A 23,939-nucleotide genomic window follows, 5' to 3' on the forward strand; every position below is an offset into this window, starting at 1 on the left:
ATGCCTGTGGCCACGGAGCGCAAGCGCCCGGTGATCAGCGACGGCCTGCCGAGCCAGCTTCCGGACATCGACCCCGAAGAAACCAATGAGTGGGTCGAGTCGCTCGACGGAGTCATCGACGAACGCGGCGCCAAGAGAGCCCGTTACGTTATGTTGCGCCTGCTCGAGCGGGCCCGGGAGCGACAGGTCGGCGTCCCGCCCCTGACCTCCACGGACTACATCAACACGATCCCGCCCGAGCAGGAACCCTGGTTCCCCGGCGACGAGTTCGTGGAACGCCGGATCCGGGCCTACATCCGCTGGAACGCCGCGATGCTGGTGCACCGCGCCCAGCGGCCCCAGATCGGAGTGGGCGGCCACATCTCGACGTACGCGTCGAGCGCCAGCCTCTACGAGGTGGGCATGAACCACTTCTTCCGGGGCAAGGACCACCCGGGCGGCGGCGACCACATCTTCTACCAGGGGCACGCCTCCCCCGGCATGTACGCGCGGGCCTACCTCGAGGGCCGGCTCACCACCGACAAGCTCGACGGCTTCCGGCAGGAGCTGTCGCACCCCGGTGGCGGCCTGCCGTCCTACCCGCACCCGCGGCTGATGCCGAACTTCTGGGAGTTCCCGACGGTCAGCATGGGTCTCGGCCCGCTGAACGCGATCTACCAGGCGCGCTACAACCGCTACCTGCACAACCGCGGCATCAAGGACACCAGCCAGCAGCACGTCTGGGCGTTCCTGGGCGACGGCGAGATGGACGAGGTCGAGTCGCTCGGCGCGATCGGCCTGGCCGCCCGCGAGGAGCTCGACAACCTCACCTTCGTGATCAACTGCAACCTGCAGCGCCTGGACGGTCCCGTACGGGGAAATGGCAAGGTCATCCAGGAGCTCGAGGCGTTCTTCCGGGGCGCCGGCTGGAACGTGATCAAGGTGATCTGGGGCCGCGAGTGGGACCAGCTGCTCGCCAAGGACACCGACGGCGCGCTCGTCAACCTGATGAACGTGACGCCCGACGGCGACTTCCAGACCTACAAGGGCGAGTCCGGCGCGTACGTACGGGAAAACTTCTTCGGTCGTGACCCGCGCACCCGCAAGCTGGTCGACGGCATGTCCGACGACGAGGTCTGGAACCTCAAGCGCGGTGGCCACGACTACAAGAAGCTCTACGCGGCGTACAAGGCGGCCACCGAGCACACCGGCCAGCCGACGGTCATCCTGGCCCACACCATCAAGGGCTGGACGCTGGGCTCGCACTTCGAGGCCCGCAACGCGACCCACCAGATGAAGAAGCTGACGCTGGACGACCTCAAGGGCTTCCGCGACCGGCTCTACCTCGACATCAGCGACAAGCAGCTCGAGGAAAACCCGTACCTCCCGCCCTATTACCACCCGGGCGAGAAGTCGGACGAGATGGTCTACATGCTCGACCGCCGTCGTGAGCTGGGCGGGTCCATCCCGTCCCGGCGTACGAAGGCCAAGACTCTGAAGATCCCCGAGACCAAGGTCTTCGGCGACATCAAGCGCGGCAGCGGCAAGCAGAAGATCGCCACCACGATGGCCTTCGTCCGCCTGCTCAAGGACCTCATGAAGGACAAGGAGTTCGGCGCCCGCTGGGTCCCGATCATCCCGGACGAGGCCCGCACCTTCGGCATGGACTCGCTCTTCCCGACCAAGAAGATCTACTCGCCGCACGGCCAGACCTACACCTCGGTCGACCGCGAGCTCTTCCTGTCGTACAAGGAGTCGACGACCGGCCAGATCCTGCACGAGGGCATCAACGAGGCCGGTTCGACCGCCAGCTTCATCGCGGCCGGCACCTCGTACGCCACGCACGACGAGCCGATGATCCCGCTCTACATCTTCTATTCGATGTTCGGGTTCCAGCGCACGGCCGACGAGCTGTGGGCGGCGGCCGACCAGATGACCCGTGGCTTCCTGCTCGGGGCCACCGCCGGGCGCACCACGCTCAACGGTGAGGGCCTGCAGCACGAGGACGGTCACTCGCTGCTGATCGCGGCGACGAACCCGGCCGTGGTCGCCTACGACCCGGCGTTCGCGTTCGAGATCGCGCACATCGTGGAAGACGGCCTGCACCGCATGTACGGCGAGGAGCAGGAGAACGTCTTCTACTACCTCACCATCTACAACGAGCCGGCCGTGCAGCCCGCCGAGCCCGAGAACGTCGACCGGGAGGGCCTGCTCAAGGGCATCTACCGGTACTCGGCGGCGCCCGAGACGACCGGCCCGAAGGCGCAGATCCTCGCCTCCGGCACCGGCATGGCCTGGGCCCTCAAGGCGCAGACGCTGCTGGCCCAGGACTGGGGCGTCGGCGCCGACGTCTGGTCGGTCACCTCGTGGACCGAGCTGCGCCGCGACGCGGTCGAGGCCGAGGAGCACAACCTGCTGCACGTCGGCGACCAGCCCCGCAAGCCCTACATCCAGCAGAAGCTGGAGGGCTCGGAGGGTCCGGTCATCGCGGTCAGCGACTTCATGCGGGCCGTGCCCGACCTGATCTCGCGCTGGATCCCGGGTGACTACACGTCGCTGGGCACCGACGGCTTCGGCATGAGCGACACCCGGCACGCGCTGCGGCGGCATTTCCACGTCGACGCCGAGTCGGTGGTCGTGGCCACGCTGCGTCAGCTGGCCCTGCGCGGCAAGGTGCCGACGCACGTGCCGGCCGAGGCGGCCAAGAAGTACGCGATCGACGACGTCAACGCGGCTCCGGTCGGCGAGACCGGCGGCGACAGCTAGGGCATAACCACAAAAGCGCCGGATTCCCCCGTACGGGCGGAGTCCGGCGCTTTTGCTGTCAGGCCGGGATGTAGGTCACCACGTCGACACCGGTCTTCGTCTGCCACGACTCGGTGAGGGTGAGAGCGATCTTCGTGCCCTCGGCCCACAGCTTGCGACCCTCGCCCAGCACGACCGGGAAGGTCATGATCCGGTACTCGTCGATCAGGTTGTGCCGGGTCAGATAGTTGACCAGGTCGGCGCTGCCGTTGATCAGCAGCGACGCCGGGCCGGCCTTGAGCGCCCCGACGGCCTCGGCGACCTCGCCGGCCAGGAAGCTCGCGTTCCACTCGGGCTCGGTCAGCGTGGTGGTCGCGACGTGCTTGGGCATCGAGTTCATCTTGACCCCGAAGTGGCCGGTCTCGGCCTCCATCTGAGGCCAGGCCGCCTTGAAGCCCTCGTAGGTCTTGCGGCCCAGCAGCAGCGCGTCGGCCTCGCGCAGGTTCTTGTCCTGCCAGCCGGCGAGCTCCTCGTTGAAGTAGGGACCACTCCACTGCGGTTCCTCGAAGACGCCGTCGAGCGTCACGTACTCCACCGCGACGATCTTGCCCATGAACTCGCTCCTCGGTCGGTTGCCGGTCGCTTGAGAACTATGCCAGCCGTCCGGCCTCATCACCGCCCGTGATACCGAAAGTGTTCGATCAAATGCGCTACGGAGTATGGACCGGTTGTGGCGGCTTCCGTAAGCTCCCGAGGTGGGTGGCGCTGGGGCCATTCTCCCAAGAATTTTGCACTCCTCCAGGAGGCCGAGATGGCCGTCGCTCACGGAGTTCCGGTCCTCACGGCACCGGTCGATCCTGTCCGTCGATCGTGGATCGGACTGCTCTTCGCGGCCAACCTGGGCCTCTGGATGGCGTACTTCACGCCGATCCAGGTGCTGCTGCCGGAGCAGGTCGCCGAGATCGCCCCGGCGAACAAAGAACTGTGGCTGGGCGTGGTCACCGGCATCGGCGCGGTCGTCGCCATCATCGTCAATCCGCTGGCCGGGGCGTTCTCCGACCGTACGCGGATCCGGCTCTTCGGACGCCCGTACGGCCGCCGGCACATCTGGACGCTGGCCGGCGTCATCCTCTCGGTGCTCTCGATCGCCGTGCTGGCCGAGGCCGACAGCCTGCTGACGGTGATCCTGGCCTGGTGCGTGGTCACGGTCGGCATCAACATCATGCTGGCCTCGCTGACCGCGGCCGTGCCCGACCGGGTGCCGGTGGCCCAGCGCGGGCTGGTGTCCGGCTGGATCGGCATGCCCCAGGCGCTCGGCCTGGTGATCGGGGCCATCCTGGTCACGGCGGTGTTCACCGACATCGCGACCGGCTATCTCGCGCTCGGTCTCGGCCTGGTCGTCCTCGCCGTCCCGTTCGCGCTGCTCACCCAGGACGACCCGCTGCCGCCCGGCCACAAGGTGCGGATCCGCTGGAAGATCGACCTGCGCGGGCACCCGGACTACCTGTGGGCCTGGGGCACCCGGTTCCTGGTGCAGCTGGGCAACGCGCTGGGCACGCTCTATCTGCTCTATTTCCTCGACGACGCGGTCGGGCTGGACGACCCGGACACCGGCCTCCTCTACATGATCCTGCTCTACACGGTCGGCATGATCGCCACCGCCATGCTGGGGGGCTGGCTCTCCGACCGGCTCGGCCGCCGCAAGATCTTCGTGGTCTGGTCGGGCGTGCTGATCGCGATCGCCGCCACCCTGCTGGCGATCTGGCCGACCTGGCCGATCTCGCTGGTCGCGGCCTTCCTGTTCGGCATGGGCTTCGGGGTCTATCTGGCCGTCGACACCGCGCTGATCACCCAGGTGCTGCCGGACGAGGCCGACCGGGCCCGCGATCTGGGCGTCATCAACATCGCCAGCGCCGCCCCGCAGGCGCTCGGCCCGCTGCTGGCCGCCCCGATCGTGACCAGCCTGGGCGGCTATCCCACGCTGTTCGCGGCCACCGCGGTGGTCAGCCTGGTCGGAGCCGTGGCGGTGGTGAAAATCCGTTCAGTGCCCTAGGTAGCATTGTCGGGTGACTGTTCGCGTACGCTTCGCCCCCTCCCCGACCGGCATGTTCCACGTCGGCGGCGCCCGCTCGGCGCTGCAGAACTGGATCTATGCCCAGCAGCACGACGGCGTCTTCGTGCTCCGGATCGAGGACACCGACGCCGCCCGCAACCGTCCCGAGTGGACCGAGGGCATCCTGTCGGCGCTCGACTGGATCGGCATCGAACGCGGCTCGTACGAGGGTCCCTATTACCAGTCGTCCTACGCGCAGGACCACACCGCCGCCGCCACCCGCCTCTACGGCGAGGGCAAGGCCTACTACTGCGACTGCAAGCGCGACGACGTGATCGCCCGCACCGGCAACCAGCACACCGGCTACGACGGCTTCTGCCGCGACCGGGCGCTCGGGCCGGGCGAGGGCCACGCGCTGCGCTTCCGCACGCCCGACGAGGGCGAGACGGTGGTGGAAGACCTGGTGCGCGGCAAGCCCACCTTCGAGAACAAGCTGATGGAAGACTTCGTCATCGCCCGCAGCGACGGCTCCCCGCTGTTCCTGCTGGCCAACGTCGTCGACGACATGACGATGGGGATCACCCACGTCATCCGGGCCGAGGAGCACCTGCCCAACACGCCCAAGCAGCAGCTGCTGTGGGAGGCGCTGGGCCACACCCCGCCGGTCTGGGCCCACGTGCCGGTCATCGTCAACGAGAAGCGGCAGAAGCTGTCCAAGCGCCGCGACAAGGTGGCCCTGGAGAGCTACCGCGACGAGGGCTACCTGGCCGCCGCCATGAAGAACTACCTGATGCTGCTCGGCTGGGCCCCCTCGGGCGACCGCGAGATCGTCCCGTGGCAGGTCATCGAGGACGAATACCGCCTGGACGACGTCAACCACGCGTCCGCCTTCTTCGACGTCAAGAAGCTGCGGGCGTTCAACGGCGACTACATCCGCGCCCTCTCGGTCGAGGAGTTCATCCAGCTCTGCACGCCGTGGCTGAGCGGCACCGACACGATCGACGCCCCGCCGTGGTCGCCGGCCGCGTTCGACGCCGACGTGTTCACCGCGGTGGCGCCGCTGGCCCAGACCCGCATCGCGGTGCTGTCCGAGATCGTGGACTACGTCGACTTCCTCTTCCTCGACGAGCCCCGCTTCGACGACGCGTCGTGGGCCAAGGCGATGAAGGAGGGCGCGGCCGACATCCTGGACGCCACGGCGGCCGCGTTCGACGCGCTCACCGAGTGGTCGGCCGAGCCCCTCAAGGCCGCGCTCGAAGAGGTGGGCCTGGCTCGCGAGCTCAAGCTGGGCAAGACCCAGGCTCCCGTACGGGTGGCAGTGACCGGCCGCTCGGTCGGTCTCCCGCTGTTCGAGTCGATCGAGGTGCTGGGGCGCGAGCGCACGCTCGCCCGTCTGCGGGCGGCCCGCGCGCGGCTTTGAGCCCGTTCTACCGCATTTGGGGTCCGGTCGGCTATTCGCCCGCCGCCGTAACGGTGGTGAAATCCGCTGAGCGGGTGACCGGGCCCCGTCCGGGTTGCGCGGAGTGGGTACTATCTCGCCACTGATCAACGGCCGTCATCATCTGGATTCGTCATCCTCCGGATGGCAACAATTCGTACGGCCTGAGATGCGCCCGGGCGTCGGCTCGGGAAGGCTGGAGGCCTCGGCCGCTCCGCGACTCGTCGGGGCGCGGCGGCAGGTGCGCGAAGCCATGTCCACCACGGGGCGGGGAGGCCGGACGATGGTTCGAGGTGCGATCACACGGTTGGTGTCGGCGACCGGGGTAATCGCGGTCACGGCCGCGCTCGCCCTCGGGCTGGCCCCGTCGGCCGCGCAGGCCGCGCCGAAGCCGGCCCCCAAGCCGAACACCGTGCAGATCACCGGCAAGGGCGTCGCCGACACGATCACGATCACCCAGGCCGAGAGCAAGCGGCTCTTCTCGAGCCTGCTCAGCGAGGTCAGCTGGATGTCGGCGGCCCGGTCGCAGACCTCGGCCCTGGCGGCCGACAAGCTCGGCGCGAAATACACGGTCACCGTGCTGTCCGGCAAGAGCGCCCTGCAGACGTACGAGCTGTTCCCGTCGGCCGTCGGTGGTCCCCGTGCGCACCGCCCGGCCAAGCAGCCGGGCGGCAAGAAGGCGGCCGAGGGCTGGTTCTACGGCCGGCTGACGATGCCCGAGACGCTGCGGGTCAGCGGCGTGCCGCTCAAGGCCAAGCCCGACGTGGTCGGCGGGGGCATCGGCGGCGGTGTCGGCGAAGACCTCGACGTCGAGGCCGAGGCCGCGCCCGGCGTCGACGGGGTGCTCGGCGAGATGCGCCGGCTGTTCCTGCTCAACGGCGCCGTCCTGGGCATCATCTTCGTCGGCCTGGCCGGCATCGCGTTCCTGATCCGCCGCCGGGTCTAGCGTCTAGCGCTCGACGGGTGTCCCGAAGCCGGGGCAGCCGTCGACGCAGTCCTCCGACTTGTTGAACGCGTCGAACACCCGGTCGTCGGTCGCCACCTGCTCGACCTGCATGCCGGTGAGCCCGGGCTTGCCACGCTGCGCGCCCGTGTCCCGCTCCCCCGCGGCCATCACCGCCACCACCCGGCGGTCGTCCTCGCGCCGGGCGATGGTCTGCCGGATCTGCTGGTCCGGGTCGCTCATGTTGTCGTAGCGGACGAACTCCAGATCCCCCGCACGGTCGGCCCGGGCACACGCCCCCTCGTCGGCCGCCACCGGAAAACACCATTTCTTCCGTACGTCGAACACGGCGACCGCGATCGTGCCGCGCGACCGCCCGTCCAGGTCGGCGATCGCATACTGCCGCCAGCCGTCGCCCCGCCGCGCCGCGCCTGGGACAACCCGCAACTGCCGGCCCTCGACCAGCGGCTCGATCACGTCGAGCACCCCGTCGTCGCCGGACACTCGCGGCACCGGGGCCGCGCCGGCCACGGGCGGCGGCGCGGCCACGACCTCGCCGGTCGCGGCGGTCGTGGGGATCGGGGTGACCGTCGCCGGCCGCGGCTTCAACAGGGTCGAGGTCAGCACGAACCCGAGGCCGACGATCACGGCCACGGTCACCGCGCCCAGCGCCAGCACCCCCTGCGTGCGGCGGCGGCGCAGCCGGTCGGCCCGGCGGAAGACCGCGTCGACCTCGTCGCCGATCGGCGGCTCCCCCTCGAGCACGTGCTCGAGGAGGCGGCTCAGGGGCGCGGTCATCCGGCCATCGCTGCCTCGGACTCGCCGAGCAGCCGCTCCAGGGCGGCCAGCCCGGCCCGCTCGTACGCCGAGACCTGCTCGTCGTCCAGGTCGAGGATCGCGCCCGTGGCGTCGACGTCGAACGAGTCCCAGTAGCGCAGCACCAGCACCGCCCGGCAACGCGGCGTGAGCTTGTGCAGGGCGTCCAGCAGCAGGATGGACTCGGCCTCCACGCCGGCCGCGCCCTCCGAGGCGACGAAGACGTGCTCGCGACGCCGGTTGCGGCGCCGGCAGGCCTCCATCAGGTCGGCGTAGACGAACACGTCGGGATCGGCCACCGCGTCCCGCCGGCTGTCCACGACCAGGCGGGACAGGGTCGCGCGGGTCAGTTCGGTGGCCATCTGCCAGTCGCCGCACATGAGGAAAGCCGTGCGGCGCAACTGAGGCAGGCGGCTGGTCACGAACTCGCGCAGGGCCGTGTCGATCTCGCCGGACATAGGCCCTTTATACGAGTCAAAGGGTCTTCTTCGGTGCGGAACGGCCATCACGCGACCCGTACGGTGACCTCCACGAGGCGTACAAGATCGGAAAGGTCGGTCTCGAACTCGTCGCTCTCCTCGGGGGCCCGGGTGGCGCCGGTGACCTCGCCGGTGGCGTAGCCGAGCAGGAAGGACAGGATCAGCCGGGCCATCCGCGGCACCTGCGCGTCGGCGACACCGGCGTCGTGCAGGATCGCCCGCAACGCCGCGGTCAGCCAGGACGTCGAGGGGGCGGCGGCCGGGCGGGTCAGCAGCAGCGGGAACGCGCCCGGGTGGCGGGCGGCCAGACCGCGTACGGCCCGGCCGAGCGCCCGCAGACGATGCCGCCAGTCCGGGCCGCCCTCGGACTCCACGTCGTCGCCGAGTTCCAGGTTGAGCAGGTCGACCAGGCCGTCGAGCAGGGCGTCCTTGCCACCCACGTACGGGTAGAGGGCCATCGACGTGAGCCCGACCCGCTCGGCCACCGCCCGCATCGACATGGCCGCGAGGCCACGCTCGTCGACCAGCGCCAGGGCCTGGTCGAGAATCAGCCGCCTCTTGTCGTCCACCGGTCAACCGTTCCGGACCGGCCCCCGTCGCGCCGGGACCCGCCCGGCACGACGACCCAGGCTCACCCGGTCGGGTGAGCCCTTCTCAGCACCAGCGGCCCGGTGGGCGCCCGCGTCCGGCCGCCCGGCGGCGCGGGCGCACCGCTCCGTGCAGGTGGGCGCCGGCCCAGCCCCGCAGGTCGGTCCGGCAGCCGACGCGGCTCGAGCCCAGGTCCGGCTCCTCCTGGTCGGCCGGTGGCTCTTCCACGGCCGGCCCGGCGATCGCCGGAAGGGCTACGGCCGGCGTCTCCGCCGGGTCGTTCTCGCGCTCCGTCATCTCGCCTCCCCTCAACATGTCGCGCTCATTGATCGGCAGGTAGTGGCCCGCTCTGACCCCCGGCGGGCACGAGTCTGCCGACGCTAGGACGACACCATGCCAGGTCACCGACCGAAATCGCGGCGCGGGCGCACCGCTACTCCGGACTATAAGCTCAAAGACGGACAAAGCACGCAATACGCTGTGGACAACTCGGACCGGCGCGCCGCAACCTGTGGACAACGCGCCCGATCTTGCCGCCTGGCCGCCTAAAGTCCCCCCTGCCCTGGGTGGCTGGGGGTGGCGGTGGGCACCCGTAGCACGTGGCACGCTGGGGGCGTGTCAGACAGCGCACCGCCCAAGGGCGCGGCCAAGCCGCCGCCGGCGGCCACCCTGCGGCGGATCGAGCGCCACGCCGGGGCGCTGGCCAGCTCGGCCGTGGTGCGCATGGACGAGACGCTGCCCTGGTTCCGGGCCCTGCCCGCCGACCAGCGCTCCCAGGTCATGCTGGTGGCCCAGGCGGGCGTGCGCTCGCTGGTCGAGTGGCTGCGCTCGGGCGGTGTCGTCGCGGCCGCGACCCAGGAGATCTCCGACGAGGTGTTCGCCGCCGCGCCGCGCGCGCTGGCCCGCTCGATCACGCTGACCCAGACCGTTCAGCTGATCAAGGTCACGATCGACGTGGCCGAGACCGAGGTGGCCGCACTGGCCGCTCCGGGCGAGGAGGAGCCGCTGCTCCAGGCGATCCTCAAGTTCTCGCGCGAGATCGCCTTCTCGGCCGCCCGTGTCTATGCCCGCGCCGCCGAGTCGCGCGGCGCCTGGGACGCCCGGCTGCAGGCCCTGCTGGTCGACGCCCTGCTGCGCGGCGACTCGTCCGACGTGCTGGCCAGCCGGGCCGCCGCGCTGGGCTGGGCCGATGCGCCGCCGGTGGCCGTGGTGGTGGGCCGCTCGCCGGGCGGCGACATCACCGCTGTGCTGCACGCCGTCTACCGGGCCGCCCGGCGGGCCCGCATCGAGGTGATCGGCGGGGTGCACGGCGACCGGCTGGTGGTGGTGATGGGTGGCGCGACCGACCCGATGACCTCGGCCGGCGCGCTGGCGGCCAGCTTCGGCGAGGGCCCGATCGCCGTCGGGCCGGCCGTGCCGTCGCTCGACCAGGCCACCGAGTCGGCCCGGGCCGCCCTGGCCGGCTATCGCGCCGCCCCGGCCTGGCCCGGCGCGCCCAATCCGGTGGCCGCCGACGACCTGCTGCCCGAGCGGGCGCTGGCCGGCGACATGGAGGCCCGACGGACGCTGCGCCACGACGCGTACGGGGCTCTGAGCCGGGCCGGCAGCGGGCTGATCGACACGCTGGACGCCTTCTTCGCCGCCGGCGGGGTGCTCGAGAGCACCGCCCGCGAGCTCTACGTGCACCCGAACACGATCCGGTACCGGCTCAAACGGGTCACCGAGGTGACCGGCCTGTCGCCGCTGGACGGCCGGGACGCGTTCGCCCTGCGGATCGCGCTGGCCCTCGGGCGGCTGGATCCTGCGACATAACTCACCCGACTCCTACTAGGGTTTCTCCGGCCATCAAAACCGGACAAGATCGGACGAATCTAGGGCGCGTTTGTAGGGTTCCCACAATGGCTGTCGTAGGGTTTGGTAGACGCCGTCAGCCCCTTAACCGCGACCGATCCGGAAGAGTCGAGAACGTGCTCGCCGTACTCTCCCCCGGCCAGGGTTCCCAGAAGCCCGGCTTCCTGACCCCGTGGCTCGACCTGCCCGGCGCCGAGACCAAGCTGCGCTGGTGGTCGGAGCTGTCCGGCGTCGACCTGCTGCACCTCGGCACCCGGGCCGACGCCGACGAGATCCGCGACACCGCCCGCACTCAGCCGCTGCTGGTGGCGGCGTCGCTGCTGGCCGCGGCCGAGCTGCCGCTCGAGCAGGTCGGTGTGGTCGCCGGCCACAGCGTCGGTGAGCTGGGCGCGACCGCGATCGCCGGAGTGCTGCCCGCCGAAGCCGCGATCGCGCTGGCCGGCGTGCGGGGGCGCGAGATGGCGGCCGCCTGCGCCCTCGAGGCGACCGGCATGAGTGCCGTGCTCGGCGGCGACGCCGACGAGGTGCTGGCCACGATCGACAAGCTCGGCCTGCACCCGGCCAACCTCAACGCCACCGGACAGGTGGTCGCGGCCGGCGCGCTCGACGCGCTGGCCAAGCTCAGCGCCGAGCCACCGGCCAAGGCCCGGGTCCGCGAGCTGCAGGTGGCCGGGGCGTTCCACACGCCGTACATGGCGCGGGCCGAGGCCGCGCTGGGCGCGATCGCGGGCGGCATGACCGTGTCCGATCCGGTCCGCACCCTGCTGTCCGACCTGGACGGCACCGCCCTCGAGTCGGGTCCCGAGATGGTCGGGCGCCTGGTCCGCCAGGTCACCGCGCCGGTGCGATGGGACCTGGTGATGCGCACGCTGGCCGGGCTCGGAGTCACCGGAGTGATCGAACTCCCGCCCGCCGGCACCCTGGCCGGGCTGGTCAAGCGCGAGCTCAAGGGCGATGGGGCCCCCGAGATCGTCACCCTCAACACCCCGGACGACCTGAGCGCCGCCCGTGACCTCATCGCCCGGCACAGCGGGCACCCGATCGAAGGAGCAGCACGATGACCGCGGGCACCCGCATTCTCGCGATGGGGCACTACCAGCCCTCACGGGTCGTCACCAACGACGATCTCGCGGCGACGATCGACACCAACGACGAGTGGATCAAGAGCCGGGTCGGCATCTCGGAGCGGCGCATCGCCGACAGCGAGACGGTCGCCGACATGGCCACCTTCGCCGCCGAGAAGGCGCTGGCCTCCTCCGGCCTGACCGCGGCCGACATCGACCTGGTCACCGTGGCCACCTGCTCGTCGATCGACCGCTGCCCCAACGTGGCGACCCGGGTCGCGGCCCGGCTGGGCATCAACGCCCCGGCTGCGTACGACCTGAACACCGCGTGCTCCGGTTTCTCGTACGCGCTGGGCACCGCCGACCACGCGATCCGGGCCGGTGCCTCGCGCAACGCCCTGGTGATCGGGGCCGAGAAGCTGTCCGACGTCACCGACTGGACCAACCGCACGACGGCCGTCCTCTTCGGCGACGGCGCGGGCGCCGCGATCGTCACCGGGGTGCCCGACGGCGAGCAGCCCGGCATCGGCCCGGTGCTGTGGGGTTCCGCCCCCGAAAAGGGCGACGCCCTGCGCATCGAGGGCTGGCAGCCCTACATCGAGCAGGACGGTCAGACGGTCTTCCGCTGGGCGACCACCGCGCTGGCGCCGTTCGCCCTGGAGATCTGCGAGAAGGCCGGCATCAAGCCGTCCGAACTCGCCGCCTTCGTGCCGCACCAGGCCAACACCCGCATCATCGACGGCATCGTGAAGCGCCTCGGCCTCGGCCCCGACGTCGTCGTGGCCAAGGACATCGTCTTCTCCGGCAACACCTCCGCGGCCAGTGTGCCGCTGGCCCTGTCCAAGCTGGTCGAGCGCCGCGAGGTGCCCTCGGGCGCCCCGGTCCTGCTCTTCGGCTTCGGCGGTGGCCTCACCTACGCCGGCCAGGTCGTCCGCTGTCCCTGACAGCGAACGTCCCGGCCGGAGCAGTCCCCACATCTGAGAGGAAACACCTGACAATGGCTACTCGCGAAGAGATCACCTCGGGCCTCGCCGAGATCCTCGAGGAGGTCGCCGGCGTGAACCCGGACGACGTCGCCGAGGGCAAGTCCTTCACCGACGACCTGGACGTCGACTCGCTGTCCATGGTCGAGGTCGTCGTGGCGGCCGAGGAGAAGTTCGGCGTCAAGATCCCCGACAACGAGGTGCAGAACCTCAAGACCGTCGGCGACGCCGTGAACTACATCGAGGCGAACCACTGACATGAGCAATGTCGACGTCGTCGTCACCGGGCTCGGCGCGACCACCCCGTTGGGCGGGGACGTCGCGTCCACCTGGGACGCCATGCTCGCCGGCCGGTCCGGGGTGGGTCGCCTCACCCTGGACTGGGCCGATCAGCTCACCGTGAAGATCGGCGCCCAGCTCAAGGTCGACCCGTCCGAGGTCATCGACCGGGTCCGCATGCGCCGCCTGGACCGCTCCGAGGCGATCGCCCTGATCGCCGCCAAGCAGGCCTGGGCCGACTCCGGGCTGGAAGATGCGGGCCTCGACAAGGAGCGCCTCGCCGTGAGCTTCGGCAGCGGCATAGGGGGTGCCCTCACCCTGCTCAACCAGGACGACATCCTGGAGGAGTCCGGGCAGCGCAAGGTCAGCCCGCACACGGTGCCGATGCTCATGCCCAACGGGCCGGCGGCCTGGGTCGGCATCGAGTTGCAGGCCCGCGCCGGGGTGCACGCGATGGCCAGCGCCTGCGCGACCGGCGCCGAGGCCATGTCGCTCGCCCTCGACATCATCCGCTCCGGCCGGGCCGACGTGGTCGTGGCCGGGGGCACCGAGGCGGTGATCCACCCGCTGCCGTACGCCGGGTTCGCCAACATGCGGGCCATGTCGACCCGCAACGACGAGCCCGAGAAGGCCTCCCGTCCGTGGGACAAGGGCCGCGACGGGTTCGTCTTCGGCGAGGGGGCCGGCGCGATCGTGCTGGAGCGGGCCGACCACGCCAAGGCCCGCGGTGCGCGGATCTACGCGCGGCTGGCCGGAGCCGGCATCACCTCGGACGGGTTCGACATCGTCCAGCCCGACCCGGAGTGCAAGGGCGGCATCCGCGCGATGTCCAAGGCGATCCGCGACGCCGGGCTCACCGGCGCCGACATCGTCCACGTGAACGCGCACGCCACCTCGACCCCGGCCGGCGACATGGGCGAGATCATCGGCATCAAGGCCGCGATCGGCACCCACCCGGTGATCACCTCGACCAAGTCGATGTCCGGCCACCTGCTGGGCGCGGCCGGCGCGCTCGAGTCGATCGCCACCATCCTGGCCATCCGGGACAGCGTGGTTCCCCCCACGATCAACCTGGACGACCCGGACGACAAGCTCGACCTCGACGTGGCGGCGCACAAGGCCCGTCAGCTCGACATCCCCGCCGCGATGAACAACTCGTTCGGCTTCGGCGGGCACAACGTGGCGCTGGTCTTCACCCGCCCCTGATCCGGTCGGCCTGCCCCGTTCAGCACGCTGTCCGGGGCAGGCCGGGCACCGCCACCGGAGACTTGCCGGAGGCCTTCGCCTTGCCCGCCACCACGGCCGCCAGGGCGTTCAGAGAGAGCTTGCTCGACGAGTACGTGGCCACCAGCACCGGCGACTTCGCGGCGGCCAGCAGGTAGGGCGTGTCCATCATGACCGTCACCCGGGCCGACGGATCGAGGTCGACCGCCTTGTCGCCGTAGCCGACCAGGTGCACCACCGTGCCGCCGGCCGCCTGGACCTTGAACCCCTGCGCCTGCAGCGCCTTGACCAGGTTGATCCGGGCCACCTCACGGTCGCTGGACGACGTGACGGTGACCGGCCCGCTCAGCAGCGCCCCCGAGCACGGCCCGCGGAGCAGGGTGATCGAGGCGGCGTCGAGAGCCGCGACCGCCTGCTCGTGCGGCGCCGAGGCCACCACGGTGAGCGCGGGCTGCGGCTTGGCCGCCGTCCGGAACTTCAGGGTCAGGATGCGGGTGACCGCCTGGGTCAGCCGATCCTTCTTCAGCGAACCGTCCTTGAGCCCGGCCAGGATGCCGTCGCGGGCCGCCCCGAGGTCCGGCGGCATGAGCAGCATGTCGTTGCCAGCGTTGAGCGCGCGTACGGCCGCCTCACCGGCCGGCCACTTCATCGCGGGCGGCATGTTCATCGCGTCGGTCACCGCGACGCCGGTGAACTTGAGCTGCCCCCGCAGCACGTCCGTCATGATCTTTTTGGAGAAGGTCGCCGGTACGCCCTTGTCGAACGCCTGCAGGTCGAGGTGCCCCGACATCACGACACCGGCCCCCGCGCCCACTCCGGACTGGAACGGCGGCAGATCCTGCGTGGTCCAGGCCGCCTTGCTCTGCGCCACCACCGGCAGCGTCTCGTGGCTGTCCCCGCTGGTGTGCCCGTGCCCGGGGAAGTGCTTGAGCCCGGCCGCGACCCCGGCCCCCTGCAGCCCGCGTACGGCCGCAGCGACCTGCTGGCTGTTGGCCTTGGGGTCGGAGCCGAACGAGCGCGATCCGATCACGGTGTTGGCCGGTGGGCCGAGGGTGTCGGCCACCGGGGCGAAATCGACGGTGATGCCCATCGCGGCCAGTTCCTCGCCGGCCGCGCGCCAGGCCGCCTCGGTGAGCTTGGGCTGACCGGCCGCCCCGGCCCCCATGGCCGACGGCAGCATGGTGACGCCCTCGGTGACCCGGGTGACGACCCCGTACTCCTGGTCGGTGCCGATCATCAGCGGCGCCCCGCCGGGTAGTTGACGGGCGGCCGCCTGCAGGCCGTCGGTGAGCTCGCGGACCTGCTTCGGGTTCTCGACGTTGGTCGTCGGGTTGGTGGCACCGGTCGGGTCCTTGGCGGTGAAGCCGACCAGGATCAGGCCGCCCAGGTGGTACTTGGCGATCATCTCGGCCGGCGTGTTCACCCCGGCCAGGCCCTGGTTGCCCGCGGCCGAGCCCTGGTCGACGACGGTCGCGTTGCTGCCGTACGCGTACGGCATGAGCACCTGACCGGCCAGGTCGGCGTCGCTCATCGCGGCCACCGCGGCCGCCGCCTGCTCGGCCGGGTCACCGGCCACGGCGTCGGCCGACGCCTCGGGGACCGCCGAGGGCACGACCGCCGGAGCCGAGGAGACCTGAGGTGACGCCGGCTTGTCGTCGGAGCCACAGGCCGCGGCGGCCAGCACGAGCGGGACGACCAGCGCGGCGCGCGCAAACCTGTTCACGATCGCCATTCGATCAGGGTGCGGACAGCGGGGCATCCCCGGGGGCCATTCCGGCGTTTGCCCCCTTTTCGAGCCGGCCGGGTCAGCCTGGTCAGCCGACCCGCGTCAGGAGCGTTACCGGAGCGCCGTCGCCGGCGTACCGATAGGGCTCGAGTTCGGCGTCCCAGGCGCTGCCGAGGGCCTTTTCCAGGGCATGCGAAAGGGCCTCCGGCGCTCGCGCGGAGGCCATGATCGAGCGCAACCGGTCCTCGCCGATCTGGATGTCGCCCGACGCGCCCATGATCCCGTGAAAGAGGCCGCGACCCGGGACGTGCATGAAACGCTCGCCGTCTACACCCGGGCTCGGTTCCTCGGTCACCTCAAAACGGATCATGGGCCACTGCCGGAGGGCAGCAGCCAGCTCGGCGCCAGTACCGGACCGTCCGGTCCAGCTGCACTCGGCGCGCCGCATGCCGGGGTCGACCGGCTGCGTCGTCCAATGCAGCGTGACCGGCGCGGTGAGTACGCGCGCGATCGCCCACTCGACGTGTTGGCACACGGCGAGTGGGGTCGAGTGGACGTATACGACGCCACACGTTGGCACGGTGACCTCCCGAAGACCGAGGTGCGTCTTCCCCTACGACCTCGACCGCGGTTGATCGTGTCCCATGATGCCGGTTGGTACGGATGGTGCGCCAGAGAATCGGCAACATCGACATCGGAACGGCCGTAGTGGCACACCCTGCACAACGCTTCAACCTGCTCGGACGGCACGGTCCCCCGAGCATCGTGTAGAGTTGCCACGGCCTTTTTTCTGCTTTTCCCAAGGAGTTCCGCCGTGGCGAGCAACACCTCAAAGACCGCCCGCGCATCAGTCCGCGCCGGCCAGGGATCCGGCGGCGCTCTGAGCGTGCTGGGTGAGTACAAGTACCTCATCCCCCTCGCCAACGGCACCTTCGCCTACGTGCGAAACCTGACCAACGGCAAGACCGCGCACCTCAAGACCAACTCCGACGCATTCGTCGAGGAGATCCGGGTGCTGGCCGCCGCCGGTCACGGTGCCAAGATCCGCGCCGAGCTGACCGCGCTCGACGAGGAGAACCCGACGCACGGCTGGGGTGCCACCGAGAAGCGCCTGGTCGACGCCGGCGTCTTCGAGGGCTGATCCGCTCTCAACGCAGAGGCGCCTGCCGGCTACGGCCGACAGGCGCCTTTTTGCATCTTCTGGTGATCATCCCACCGAGATCACCGAGGCAGGATATTGCCGAAAACCTGACATATCACGGCAAAAGTTCGACGACACCGGTGTCCAGGTCGTAGACGGCACCCACCACGTCGACCCGTCCGGCCGCGACCGCGTCGGCCACCACGTCGACGCCGCTCATCCGCCGGGCCGTGCGGCCCACGTGCGCCCGCATCGCCTTGTCGGACGCCTCCGGGTCGTCCACGCCGACCGCGCGGACGGCCGGGGCGATCTCGTCGACCAGATAGCCGATGTCGCCGGCCGGGATCTCACCCGCCCGCAGAGCCGCGACGGTCGCCATCACCGCCCCGCAGCGCTTGTGCCCCAGCACCATGATCAGCGGCACGCCGAGCTCGGCCACCGCGAAGCCCACCGACCCGAGCACCGCCCGGTCGACCACGTGCCCGCCCGATCGCACGACGCAGATCGACCCGAAGGTCTGGTCGAAGATCGCCTCGAGCGGCACTCGCGAGTCGATGCACCCCAGCACCACCGCGTGCGGCTGCTGGCGCCCGGACGAGGCCGCGGCGGCCGAGACCTGGTGCCCGTGCTCGGGCCGGCCGGTCACGAAACGCTTGTTGCCCGCGACCAGCTCAGCCAGGGCTTCTTTGGCATTGGTGATCGGAACGGCGGGCCCCGCCGACGGGTCGGTCGTCATACGAGTGATTCTGGCCCAGTTCGGCCCCATGAACAGTGAGTGCGAGCCAACTCACGTTCCGCAGGGGACTTTCGGCCCTACCGCGCCGTATCTCCGGTGGCATTTCGGGTGATCGTGAGTGATGCTTATTACCCGCGGGTACAGGCGGGGCGTGACTGTCCTGGAGGTGCCCATGACGCAGCGTTCGGAGTTGACGCTCGACGACGGCGTAAAGCTGTCCGTCGAGATCGACGGCCCGGCCGGCGCCGACCTCACCGTCGTGCTGCTGCACGGCTGGTGCCAGGACAAACGCACCTGGCAGCACCAGCGCGCGGCCCTGCGCCGGCTCGGCTCCCACCGCCCCCGTGTGATCGCCTACGACACCCGCGGCCACGGCCGTTCCGGCGCGACCCGGCTCGACTCGGCCACCCTGGGCCGGCTCGGCGACGACCTGGCCGCGGTCCTGGCCCGCTACGCCCCGAGCGGCCCGCTCGTGCTGGCCGGCCATTCGCTCGGCGGCATGACGATCATGGAGTACGCCCACCGCAACCCGGACCAGTTCGCCGACCGGGTGGCCGGCCTGCTGTTCGCGTCGACCACGGCCGAGGGGCACACGCACACCCGCTACGGCCTGCCCGAGCCCCTCGCCGCCCTGATGCGCGCGGGCGAGACGATCGGCGCGGGCGTGCTGGCCCGCTCCGGCGCGTGGTGCCCCCAGCGTGCCCTGCTGCCCGCCCTGCGCCCCGCGGCACGCTGGCTGCTGCTGGGCGACGGCCACCCCGGCGATGCCCTCGACATCACCATGCGCTGCTTCGCCCGTACGACGCTGCGCTCGATCGGTGGTTTCCGGGCCTCGATCGGCGCCCAGCAACGGCTGGACACTCTCGCCGCCCTGGGCGACGTGCCCGCCGCCGTGCTGGTCGGGCAGCGTGACCGCCTGACCCCACCCGCGTGCGCCGAGTCGATCGCGGCCGCCCTCCCCCACGCCACCCTGACGGTGCTGCCGCGGGCCGGCCACATGCTGCCGCTCGAACGCCCCGACGAGGTCTCCGCGGCACTCGCGGCCATCGTCAAGCAGGCGACCCGCGGGCTCGGCGCCCAACGCCGGCGCGCCGCCCGGGCTCGCCGCGCCGCGGCCCACGAGCAGGCCGCTTAGTTATCCACATTCCGGAGTTGTCCACAGGGCGCAAGCCAAGATCGCCAAATCTCGTCAGAATGGTCGAGGCCGGGGGCCCCCTGAGGGAGGGCGGGCTCTGCGAGCGCGGGCGGGCGGGCTCTGCGAGCGCGGGCGGGCTCTGCGAGCGCGGGCGGGCGGGCTCTGCGAGCGCGGGCGGGCTCTGCGAAGGAGGGCGGGGCTCTGCGAGCGCGCGATCTTCGACGACTACTCGGTCAGCGTCTTGGCCAGGGCCTCGAGCAGGTATTCGGTGCCGCCGCGGCGCTTGGTCACGTCGTCCAGGCCGTCCAGGTAGACGCCCTGCTCGGTGATCGCGAAGTCGGTGCCGCCGCCCGGCGCCGCGGCGAATTCGACGGTGGCGACCGATACCGAGATCCGGGCGCCGTTCATGGTCATCTCGTACGTGTAGACCAGCCGCTCGCCCGGGACGATGTCGGTGTAGGTGGCGAAGTAGCCGTACTCCGTACCGTCGGCGAACACGGTCACAGCAGTTTCGCGGCCACCCTCGCGGAAGTCGAACGACTTGCCCTTCTGCCGGGTGGTGCCGTCGGGCGAGCCGAACCACCGGTCCTTGGCCGCGGGGTCGGCGAACGCCTGGAACACCCGGGACGGCGCGGCCGGGTAGTGCCTCTCGAGCCGGAACGTGTCGTGCTGGGAGCTGCGCGTGGTCATGATTCCTCCAGGAAGTCACCGAGGCGGTCGAGGCGGCTCAACCATCCGGCCCGGCGTTCGGCGATCCACTGCTCGGCCGCGTTCAGCGCCGCCGGCTCGAGGTAGCACGTGCGCACCCGTCCGGTCTTCTGCGACCGCACGAGTCCGCTCTCCTCGAGCACACGCAGGTGCTGCATCACCGCGGGCAGCGACATCGCCAGCGGCTCGGCCAGCTGTTTCACGGTGGCCGGGCCGCGACTGAGCCGGTCGACCATGTTGCGGCGGCTGCCGTCGGCGAGCGCCGCGAACATCAGGTCGAGCGAGGGCGAATGGTTAAGCACTCGCTTAAGTATTGGCGTTTCGGCGCCGATGTCAAGGCCGGGTGAGACGGGACGGGCGTCGAAGGAGTAAGTTCGAGTGCTCCCTTTTACGCGAGCACGCTGCCCGAACGCGTGCACCCGGGAGCCGGAAAGAGAGATTCACCGCCTTGAGCGACGCCACCGTTCTTCAGCAGGAGATCGCGGTCGAGCAGGAGCACGTCGACCGCGTCTACGCCCGGCTCGCCGAGCTCCGCCGCGACGCCTCCCGCGCCGAGAAGGAGGGCTACCAGCTGGCCGGCGTCGGCACGTTCGGCGCGCTGGTGGAGCGGGACGCGATGGTGTTCCACGCCGCCCGCCGCCGGCACGCGCTCGACACCGAGCACGAGGGCCTGGTCTTCGGCCGCCTCGACCTGAACACCGGCGCCACCCACTACGTCGGCCGGATGGGCATCCGCGACGGCGAGTCGCAGCCGCTGGTCGTCGACTGGCGGGCCCCCGCCGCCGCCGCGTTCTATCAGGCCACCCCGGCCGCGCCGCTCGGCGTCGTCCGCCGCCGCATGATCCAGTCGAGCCGCGAGCGGGTCACCGGCATCGAGGACGACCTGCTCGACCCCGAGGCGGCACCGGCCGACATGCGCGTCGTCGGTGACGGCGCGCTGCTGGCCAGCCTGTCCAAGGCCACCGGGCACGGCATGCGCGACATCGTGGCGACCATCCAGCGCGAGCAGGACGAGGCGATCCGCTCCCCCGCGTCGGGCGTGACGATCGTGACCGGCGGCCCCGGCACCGGCAAGACCGCCGTGGCCCTGCACCGCGCGGCCTACCTGCTCTATTCCGACCGCAACCGGTTCGCCGGCGGCGGCATCCTGGTCGTCGGCCCGTCCGGCGTCTTCGTCGACTACATCGGCACTGTGCTGCCCTCCCTCGGCGAAGACACGGCCACCCTGCGCTCGCTCGGCTCACTCGTGCCCGGCTACGACGCCAAGCGGGTCGACCCGACCGACGTGGCCGCGATCAAGGGCTCCCTGCGGATGCGGCGGGTGCTCGAGCGGGCCTCGCACGACGCGGTCCCGGGCGGGCCCACCGAGCTGCGCCTGCTCTACCGCGGCACCCTGCTCCGGCTCGACCGCAACGACCTCGACCGCATCCGCCGGGCGGCGCTGCCCCGGGGTGCCCGGCGCAACGAGGTGCGCGGCCACGGCTTCGACCGGATCTTCAACGAGCTGTGGTCACAGGCCCGGCAGCACAAGGTCACCGGCCTGCCCGAGAAGCCGGACTTCGAGGCCGAGCTGGCCGACCGGACGGACTTCCGCGAGTTCCTCAAGGCGTGGTGGCCCCGGTTCACCCCGATGCGCGTGCTTCGGTGGCTGTCCGAGCCGGGGCGTCTTCGCGCGTACGCGCAAGGACTGCTCTCGAAGGACGAGATCTCCCGGCTGCAGGGGTCGTTCGACGCGCTCGCCACCGACGGCCCGACGATCGCCGACGTGGCCCTGCTCGACGAGCTGGACGAGCTGATGGGCCGCCCCCGCCAGGCCGCGCGCAAGACCAGGAACCCGTTCCACGTGCGCGACGGCATCCAGGAGCTGAGCACGGCCAACGAGCGGCAGGCGGCGGCCCGCGCCCAGCAGACGCAGCGCGACGAGGACTACCGCGAATACGCGCACGTGGTGGTCGACGAGGCGCAGGACGTCACGCCGATGCAGTGGCGGATGGTCGGGCGGCGCGGCTCGTACGCGTCGTGGACGATCGTCGGCGACCCGGCCCAGACCGCGTGGTCGGGCGACGCGGACGAACTCGAGCGGGCCCGTGACAAGGCCCTCGGCTCCCGCAAGCGCAACAGCTACGCGCTGACCACGAACTACCGCAACTCGTCGGAGATCTTCGCGGTGGCCGCTTCGGTGATCCGCCGGATCATGCCCGACCTGCCGCTGCCGACCGCCGTCCGCAGCACCGGGGTCGACCCGGTCGACCTGGTGACCGACGCCGCCCGGCTGCCCGATCTGGTCCGCGAGATCACCGAGAAGCAGCTGGCCGACGTCGACGGGACGATCGGGGTGATCACCCCGGTGCCCCGCCGCGACGAGATGGCGGCCTGGGTCAAGGGCCTGCCGGAACGGGTCCAGGTGGTCACGGCGCTGGAGGCCAAGGGCATGGAGTACGACGCGGTGGTGCTGGTCGAGCCGGGATCCCTGACCCGGAATCCGGCCGGCGTGCGCACCCTCTACGTCGCCCTGTCCCGGGCCACCCAGCGCCTGACCACCATCGGCACTCAGCACTGGCAGGACTGAGGGTTTACGGGATGGGCACCGCCACGGCGTTGTAGGTCGTGGTCGGCGTGGGCGTGGTGGTGAACCGGGCGTTGGGCAGGTAGAACTTCTTGCCGTACTCGGCGATCGTGGTCGGCACGTCGAAGGAGTCGCTGCCCGTACGGGAAACGACCTTGCCCTTGGTGGCGTGCTTGTCGAGCGACACCTTGGCGATCACGTTGAGCCGGTTCTGCACGACGTAGAGCTGGTGGCCGCGGAGCCAGAGGCCGTCGCCGTTGACCACGGTCTCGGTGCCGTTCAGCTTGATCTCGGTGCTCCGGCCGTCGTAGCCGACCCGGAAGAGTTTGCCGAGGTTGGACTGCACCACGATCAGGGCGCGGCCGTCCGGCGTACGGGAAATGCCGTTGGCGTTGTTGCCCTCGGCGTACTGGATGTCGCCGGTCAACGGGACGGCGACCGGCGCCGACTTCAGGTCGAGAGGCAGTTTCCAGAGCACCGGGTTGGCCGAGTCGGTGAACCAGGCGGCGTCGCGGGTGAGCACGACGTCGTTGATGAACCAGGCGGTGCTGCCCGGGGTCTTGAGCGTGTAGGACTTCAGCACCTGACCGCTCCGCAGGTCGATCACGCGGGCACTGCCGGCGCTGCCCCCGGCCACGAAGAGCCGGTTCCGGTCGATCTTGAGGCCGAGCGACGGGTTGCCGGCGCCGGGTCCTTCACTGAAGACCGACCCCTTTCCCGTACGCAGGTCGGCGCGATAGATGTCGCCGTCGACCCGGCTGCCGAAGTAGGCGTACGGCTTCGCGCCGATGGCGATGCCCTCGGGCTGGAAGCCTGCGGGCAGGGTGATCGTTTTTTCCTTGGCGCTGTGCGCTGCGGCCGGCGTCGCACCGGCGACCACGGCGAGCACCGTGGAGATGACAATCGCGAGGGTACGTCTGGACACGGAATCCCTTTCCAGGCGGAACTTGGCTGTCATCGGGTTCATACCCCGATCACGGCCGCCTGGTTCGAATTCGGTCGAACCTCCGGATGGTGATTTTCGATCTCGTCAGCTATGGCGATCATCACACCCCAGGGGGCAAGATCTTCACACCGGTCACCGCGTGTGCCGACCTGCGACCTGGCCTCGGCTTGATCTCTACGCTTGGTGACCATGTCATCACGGGAGGACAGAGCCATGACCACGGTCATCCACCAGCCGAGGATCGCCTTCGACGGCGCCCGCGCGATCGTGCGCGCCGCGGGCAGCGCGCACTCCGAGGGCTTCGCCGCCCGCGTGCTGAGCCGGCTGGGCAGCGAGATGTACGGCCACTTCGCCGACACCCGGCAGCGGCTGCTCACCGCGCTGGTCGAGACCGGCGGCGACCGCTACGCGGCGGACGTCGAGACCGGTAAGTGGCGGGTGCACCTGGAAGACCTGCTCCGCAGCCGTCCCGAACTGGCCCACGAGGTCATGGAGCTGACCAACGACGGGTTCGTGGTCTGATCTGCCGCCCCTTTTGT

At 70.7% G+C, this 23,939-nt stretch carries 24 protein-coding genes; 13 read left to right on the plus strand and 11 right to left on the minus strand.

The window, feature by feature from the left end:
• The first annotated feature begins 6 nt into the window (after positions 1 to 6).
• On the plus strand, positions 7 to 2,745 hold the full coding sequence (aceE, locus tag KOI35_RS44580) for a pyruvate dehydrogenase (acetyl-transferring), homodimeric type (protein WP_215795833.1): 2,739 nt from the start codon (positions 7 to 9) through the stop codon (positions 2,743 to 2,745).
• A 58-nt stretch (positions 2,746 to 2,803) separates the two neighbouring features.
• Here aceE and KOI35_RS44585 read toward each other — a convergent pair whose 3' ends face one another.
• Positions 2,804 to 3,337: a dihydrofolate reductase family protein gene (locus KOI35_RS44585; protein WP_215795834.1), complete on the minus strand. Its 534-nt coding sequence runs from the start codon at positions 3,335 to 3,337 to the stop codon at positions 2,804 to 2,806.
• A gap of 198 nt (positions 3,338 to 3,535) precedes the next feature.
• Between KOI35_RS44585 and KOI35_RS44590 the strand changes: the two genes are divergently transcribed.
• From KOI35_RS44590 to KOI35_RS44600, 3 genes are all read left to right on the plus strand, one after another.
• Complete coding sequence (locus tag KOI35_RS44590) at positions 3,536 to 4,777, plus strand: MFS transporter (RefSeq protein ID WP_215795835.1); 1,242 nt, start codon at positions 3,536 to 3,538, stop codon at positions 4,775 to 4,777.
• 13 nt (positions 4,778 to 4,790) lie between these two features.
• Positions 4,791 to 6,197 (plus strand): glutamate--tRNA ligase, encoded by a 1,407-nt coding sequence (gene gltX / locus KOI35_RS44595; protein ID WP_215795836.1) that lies wholly within the window; start codon positions 4,791 to 4,793, stop codon positions 6,195 to 6,197.
• A 301-nt stretch (positions 6,198 to 6,498) separates the two neighbouring features.
• On the plus strand, positions 6,499 to 7,161 hold the full coding sequence (locus KOI35_RS44600; protein WP_246614805.1) for a hypothetical protein: 663 nt from the start codon (positions 6,499 to 6,501) through the stop codon (positions 7,159 to 7,161).
• Positions 7,162 to 7,164: 3 nt separating this feature from the next.
• Here KOI35_RS44600 and KOI35_RS44605 read toward each other — a convergent pair whose 3' ends face one another.
• The 4 genes from KOI35_RS44605 to KOI35_RS44620 all read right to left on the minus strand — a co-directional run bounded on the left by KOI35_RS44605 (position 7,165) and on the right by KOI35_RS44620 (position 9,338).
• Positions 7,165 to 7,956, minus strand: a complete 792-nt coding sequence (locus KOI35_RS44605; RefSeq protein ID WP_215795837.1) for a hypothetical protein — start codon at positions 7,954 to 7,956, stop codon at positions 7,165 to 7,167.
• A complete protein-coding gene (locus tag KOI35_RS44610) occupies positions 7,953 to 8,432 on the minus strand; it encodes a sigma factor-like helix-turn-helix DNA-binding protein (protein WP_215795838.1) in 480 nt (159 codons plus the stop codon). Before KOI35_RS44610 ends, KOI35_RS44605 begins: the two co-directional genes overlap by 4 nt.
• Positions 8,433 to 8,479: 47 nt before the next feature.
• Positions 8,480 to 9,022 carry a TetR/AcrR family transcriptional regulator gene (locus tag KOI35_RS44615; protein ID WP_215795839.1) on the minus strand — a complete coding sequence of 181 codons (543 nt, stop codon included), beginning with the start codon at positions 9,020 to 9,022 and terminating at the stop codon, positions 8,480 to 8,482.
• A gap of 85 nt (positions 9,023 to 9,107) precedes the next feature.
• Positions 9,108 to 9,338, minus strand: a complete 231-nt coding sequence (locus KOI35_RS44620; RefSeq protein WP_215795874.1) for a hypothetical protein — start codon at positions 9,336 to 9,338, stop codon at positions 9,108 to 9,110.
• A gap of 426 nt (positions 9,339 to 9,764) precedes the next feature.
• On the opposite strand from KOI35_RS44620, the gene KOI35_RS44625 reads away from it, so the two are divergent.
• The 5 genes from KOI35_RS44625 (at position 9,765) to fabF (ending at position 14,424) form a co-directional block, all read left to right on the plus strand.
• Entirely contained in the window at positions 9,765 to 10,853 is a 1,089-nt protein-coding gene (locus KOI35_RS44625) for a PucR family transcriptional regulator (protein ID WP_438870665.1), read from the plus strand.
• A gap of 155 nt (positions 10,854 to 11,008) precedes the next feature.
• Entirely contained in the window at positions 11,009 to 11,953 is a 945-nt protein-coding gene (locus KOI35_RS44630) for an ACP S-malonyltransferase (RefSeq protein WP_215795841.1), read from the plus strand.
• Positions 11,950 to 12,900 carry a beta-ketoacyl-ACP synthase III gene (locus KOI35_RS44635; protein ID WP_215795842.1) on the plus strand — a complete coding sequence of 317 codons (951 nt, stop codon included), beginning with the start codon at positions 11,950 to 11,952 and terminating at the stop codon, positions 12,898 to 12,900. The genes KOI35_RS44630 and KOI35_RS44635 overlap by 4 nt, the downstream gene beginning before the upstream one ends.
• Before the next feature lie 53 nt (positions 12,901 to 12,953).
• Entirely contained in the window at positions 12,954 to 13,196 is a 243-nt protein-coding gene (locus tag KOI35_RS44640) for an acyl carrier protein (protein WP_215795843.1), read from the plus strand.
• Position 13,197: 1 nt separating this feature from the next.
• Positions 13,198 to 14,424 carry a beta-ketoacyl-ACP synthase II gene (fabF, locus tag KOI35_RS44645; protein WP_215795844.1) on the plus strand — a complete coding sequence of 409 codons (1,227 nt, stop codon included), beginning with the start codon at positions 13,198 to 13,200 and terminating at the stop codon, positions 14,422 to 14,424.
• Between the two features lie 19 nt (positions 14,425 to 14,443).
• Here fabF and KOI35_RS44650 read toward each other — a convergent pair whose 3' ends face one another.
• Positions 14,444 to 16,201 carry a glycoside hydrolase family 3 protein gene (locus KOI35_RS44650; protein ID WP_438870662.1) on the minus strand — a complete coding sequence of 586 codons (1,758 nt, stop codon included), beginning with the start codon at positions 16,199 to 16,201 and terminating at the stop codon, positions 14,444 to 14,446.
• 55 nt (positions 16,202 to 16,256) lie between these two features.
• Positions 16,257 to 16,748, minus strand: a complete 492-nt coding sequence (locus tag KOI35_RS44655; protein ID WP_203383347.1) for a DUF3145 domain-containing protein — start codon at positions 16,746 to 16,748, stop codon at positions 16,257 to 16,259.
• A gap of 234 nt (positions 16,749 to 16,982) precedes the next feature.
• Here KOI35_RS44655 and KOI35_RS44660 point away from each other — a divergent pair, with 234 nt between their 5' ends.
• On the plus strand, positions 16,983 to 17,309 hold the full coding sequence (locus KOI35_RS44660) for a hypothetical protein (protein ID WP_215795846.1): 327 nt from the start codon (positions 16,983 to 16,985) through the stop codon (positions 17,307 to 17,309).
• A gap of 115 nt (positions 17,310 to 17,424) precedes the next feature.
• Here the strand turns inward: KOI35_RS44660 and KOI35_RS44665 are convergent, their stop codons facing one another.
• On the minus strand, positions 17,425 to 18,045 hold the full coding sequence (locus KOI35_RS44665) for a carbonic anhydrase (RefSeq protein WP_215795847.1): 621 nt from the start codon (positions 18,043 to 18,045) through the stop codon (positions 17,425 to 17,427).
• Between the two features lie 172 nt (positions 18,046 to 18,217).
• Here KOI35_RS44665 and KOI35_RS44670 point away from each other — a divergent pair, with 172 nt between their 5' ends.
• On the plus strand, positions 18,218 to 19,180 hold the full coding sequence (locus KOI35_RS44670; protein ID WP_215795848.1) for an alpha/beta fold hydrolase: 963 nt from the start codon (positions 18,218 to 18,220) through the stop codon (positions 19,178 to 19,180).
• A 225-nt stretch (positions 19,181 to 19,405) separates the two neighbouring features.
• On the opposite strand, the gene KOI35_RS44675 is transcribed toward KOI35_RS44670, so the two are convergent.
• Positions 19,406 to 19,870 (minus strand): SRPBCC family protein, encoded by a 465-nt coding sequence (locus KOI35_RS44675; RefSeq protein ID WP_215795849.1) that lies wholly within the window; start codon positions 19,868 to 19,870, stop codon positions 19,406 to 19,408.
• Positions 19,867 to 20,190 carry an ArsR/SmtB family transcription factor gene (locus KOI35_RS44680; RefSeq protein WP_308121441.1) on the minus strand — a complete coding sequence of 108 codons (324 nt, stop codon included), beginning with the start codon at positions 20,188 to 20,190 and terminating at the stop codon, positions 19,867 to 19,869. Before KOI35_RS44680 ends, KOI35_RS44675 begins: the two co-directional genes overlap by 4 nt.
• 146 nt (positions 20,191 to 20,336) lie before the next feature.
• Here KOI35_RS44680 and KOI35_RS44685 point away from each other — a divergent pair, with 146 nt between their 5' ends.
• Positions 20,337 to 22,457 carry a HelD family protein gene (locus tag KOI35_RS44685; RefSeq protein ID WP_215795850.1) on the plus strand — a complete coding sequence of 707 codons (2,121 nt, stop codon included), beginning with the start codon at positions 20,337 to 20,339 and terminating at the stop codon, positions 22,455 to 22,457.
• A gap of 4 nt (positions 22,458 to 22,461) precedes the next feature.
• On the opposite strand, the gene KOI35_RS44690 is transcribed toward KOI35_RS44685, so the two are convergent.
• Entirely contained in the window at positions 22,462 to 23,379 is a 918-nt protein-coding gene (locus KOI35_RS44690; protein ID WP_215795851.1) for an SMP-30/gluconolactonase/LRE family protein, read from the minus strand.
• A gap of 234 nt (positions 23,380 to 23,613) precedes the next feature.
• Between KOI35_RS44690 and KOI35_RS44695 the strand changes: the two genes are divergently transcribed.
• Complete coding sequence (locus KOI35_RS44695) at positions 23,614 to 23,922, plus strand: hypothetical protein (RefSeq protein WP_215795852.1); 309 nt, start codon at positions 23,614 to 23,616, stop codon at positions 23,920 to 23,922.
• Positions 23,923 to 23,939 lie beyond the last annotated feature (17 nt).

It is taken from the genome of Paractinoplanes bogorensis, assembly GCF_018829635.1.
GTDB classification, from domain to species: domain Bacteria; phylum Actinomycetota; class Actinomycetes; order Mycobacteriales; family Micromonosporaceae; genus Actinoplanes; species Actinoplanes bogorensis.

Excerpts from the sequence above, each read along its gene's own strand:
- KOI35_RS44585 (WP_215795834.1), bottom strand. The coding sequence starts at position 3,337 with ATGGGCAAGATCGTCGCGGTGGAGTACGTGACGCTCGACGGCGTCTTC.
- KOI35_RS44590 (WP_215795835.1), top strand. The coding sequence starts at position 3,536 with ATGGCCGTCGCTCACGGAGTTCCGGTCCTCACGGCACCGGTCGATCCT.
- KOI35_RS44600 (WP_246614805.1), top strand. The coding sequence starts at position 6,499 with ATGGTTCGAGGTGCGATCACACGGTTGGTGTCGGCGACCGGGGTAATC.
- KOI35_RS44605 (WP_215795837.1), bottom strand. The coding sequence starts at position 7,956 with ATGACCGCGCCCCTGAGCCGCCTCCTCGAGCACGTGCTCGAGGGGGAG.
- KOI35_RS44610 (WP_215795838.1), bottom strand. The coding sequence starts at position 8,432 with ATGTCCGGCGAGATCGACACGGCCCTGCGCGAGTTCGTGACCAGCCGC.
- KOI35_RS44620 (WP_215795874.1), bottom strand. The coding sequence starts at position 9,338 with ATGACGGAGCGCGAGAACGACCCGGCGGAGACGCCGGCCGTAGCCCTT.
- KOI35_RS44625 (WP_438870665.1), top strand. The coding sequence starts at position 9,765 with ATGGACGAGACGCTGCCCTGGTTCCGGGCCCTGCCCGCCGACCAGCGC.
- KOI35_RS44635 (WP_215795842.1), top strand. The coding sequence starts at position 11,950 with ATGACCGCGGGCACCCGCATTCTCGCGATGGGGCACTACCAGCCCTCA.
- KOI35_RS44640 (WP_215795843.1), top strand. The coding sequence starts at position 12,954 with ATGGCTACTCGCGAAGAGATCACCTCGGGCCTCGCCGAGATCCTCGAG.
- fabF (WP_215795844.1), top strand. The coding sequence starts at position 13,198 with ATGAGCAATGTCGACGTCGTCGTCACCGGGCTCGGCGCGACCACCCCG.
- KOI35_RS44650 (WP_438870662.1), bottom strand. The coding sequence starts at position 16,201 with ATGCCCCGCTGTCCGCACCCTGATCGAATGGCGATCGTGAACAGGTTT.
- KOI35_RS44665 (WP_215795847.1), bottom strand. The coding sequence starts at position 18,045 with ATGACGACCGACCCGTCGGCGGGGCCCGCCGTTCCGATCACCAATGCC.
- KOI35_RS44670 (WP_215795848.1), top strand. The coding sequence starts at position 18,218 with ATGACGCAGCGTTCGGAGTTGACGCTCGACGACGGCGTAAAGCTGTCC.
- KOI35_RS44675 (WP_215795849.1), bottom strand. The coding sequence starts at position 19,870 with ATGACCACGCGCAGCTCCCAGCACGACACGTTCCGGCTCGAGAGGCAC.
- KOI35_RS44695 (WP_215795852.1), top strand. The coding sequence starts at position 23,614 with ATGACCACGGTCATCCACCAGCCGAGGATCGCCTTCGACGGCGCCCGC.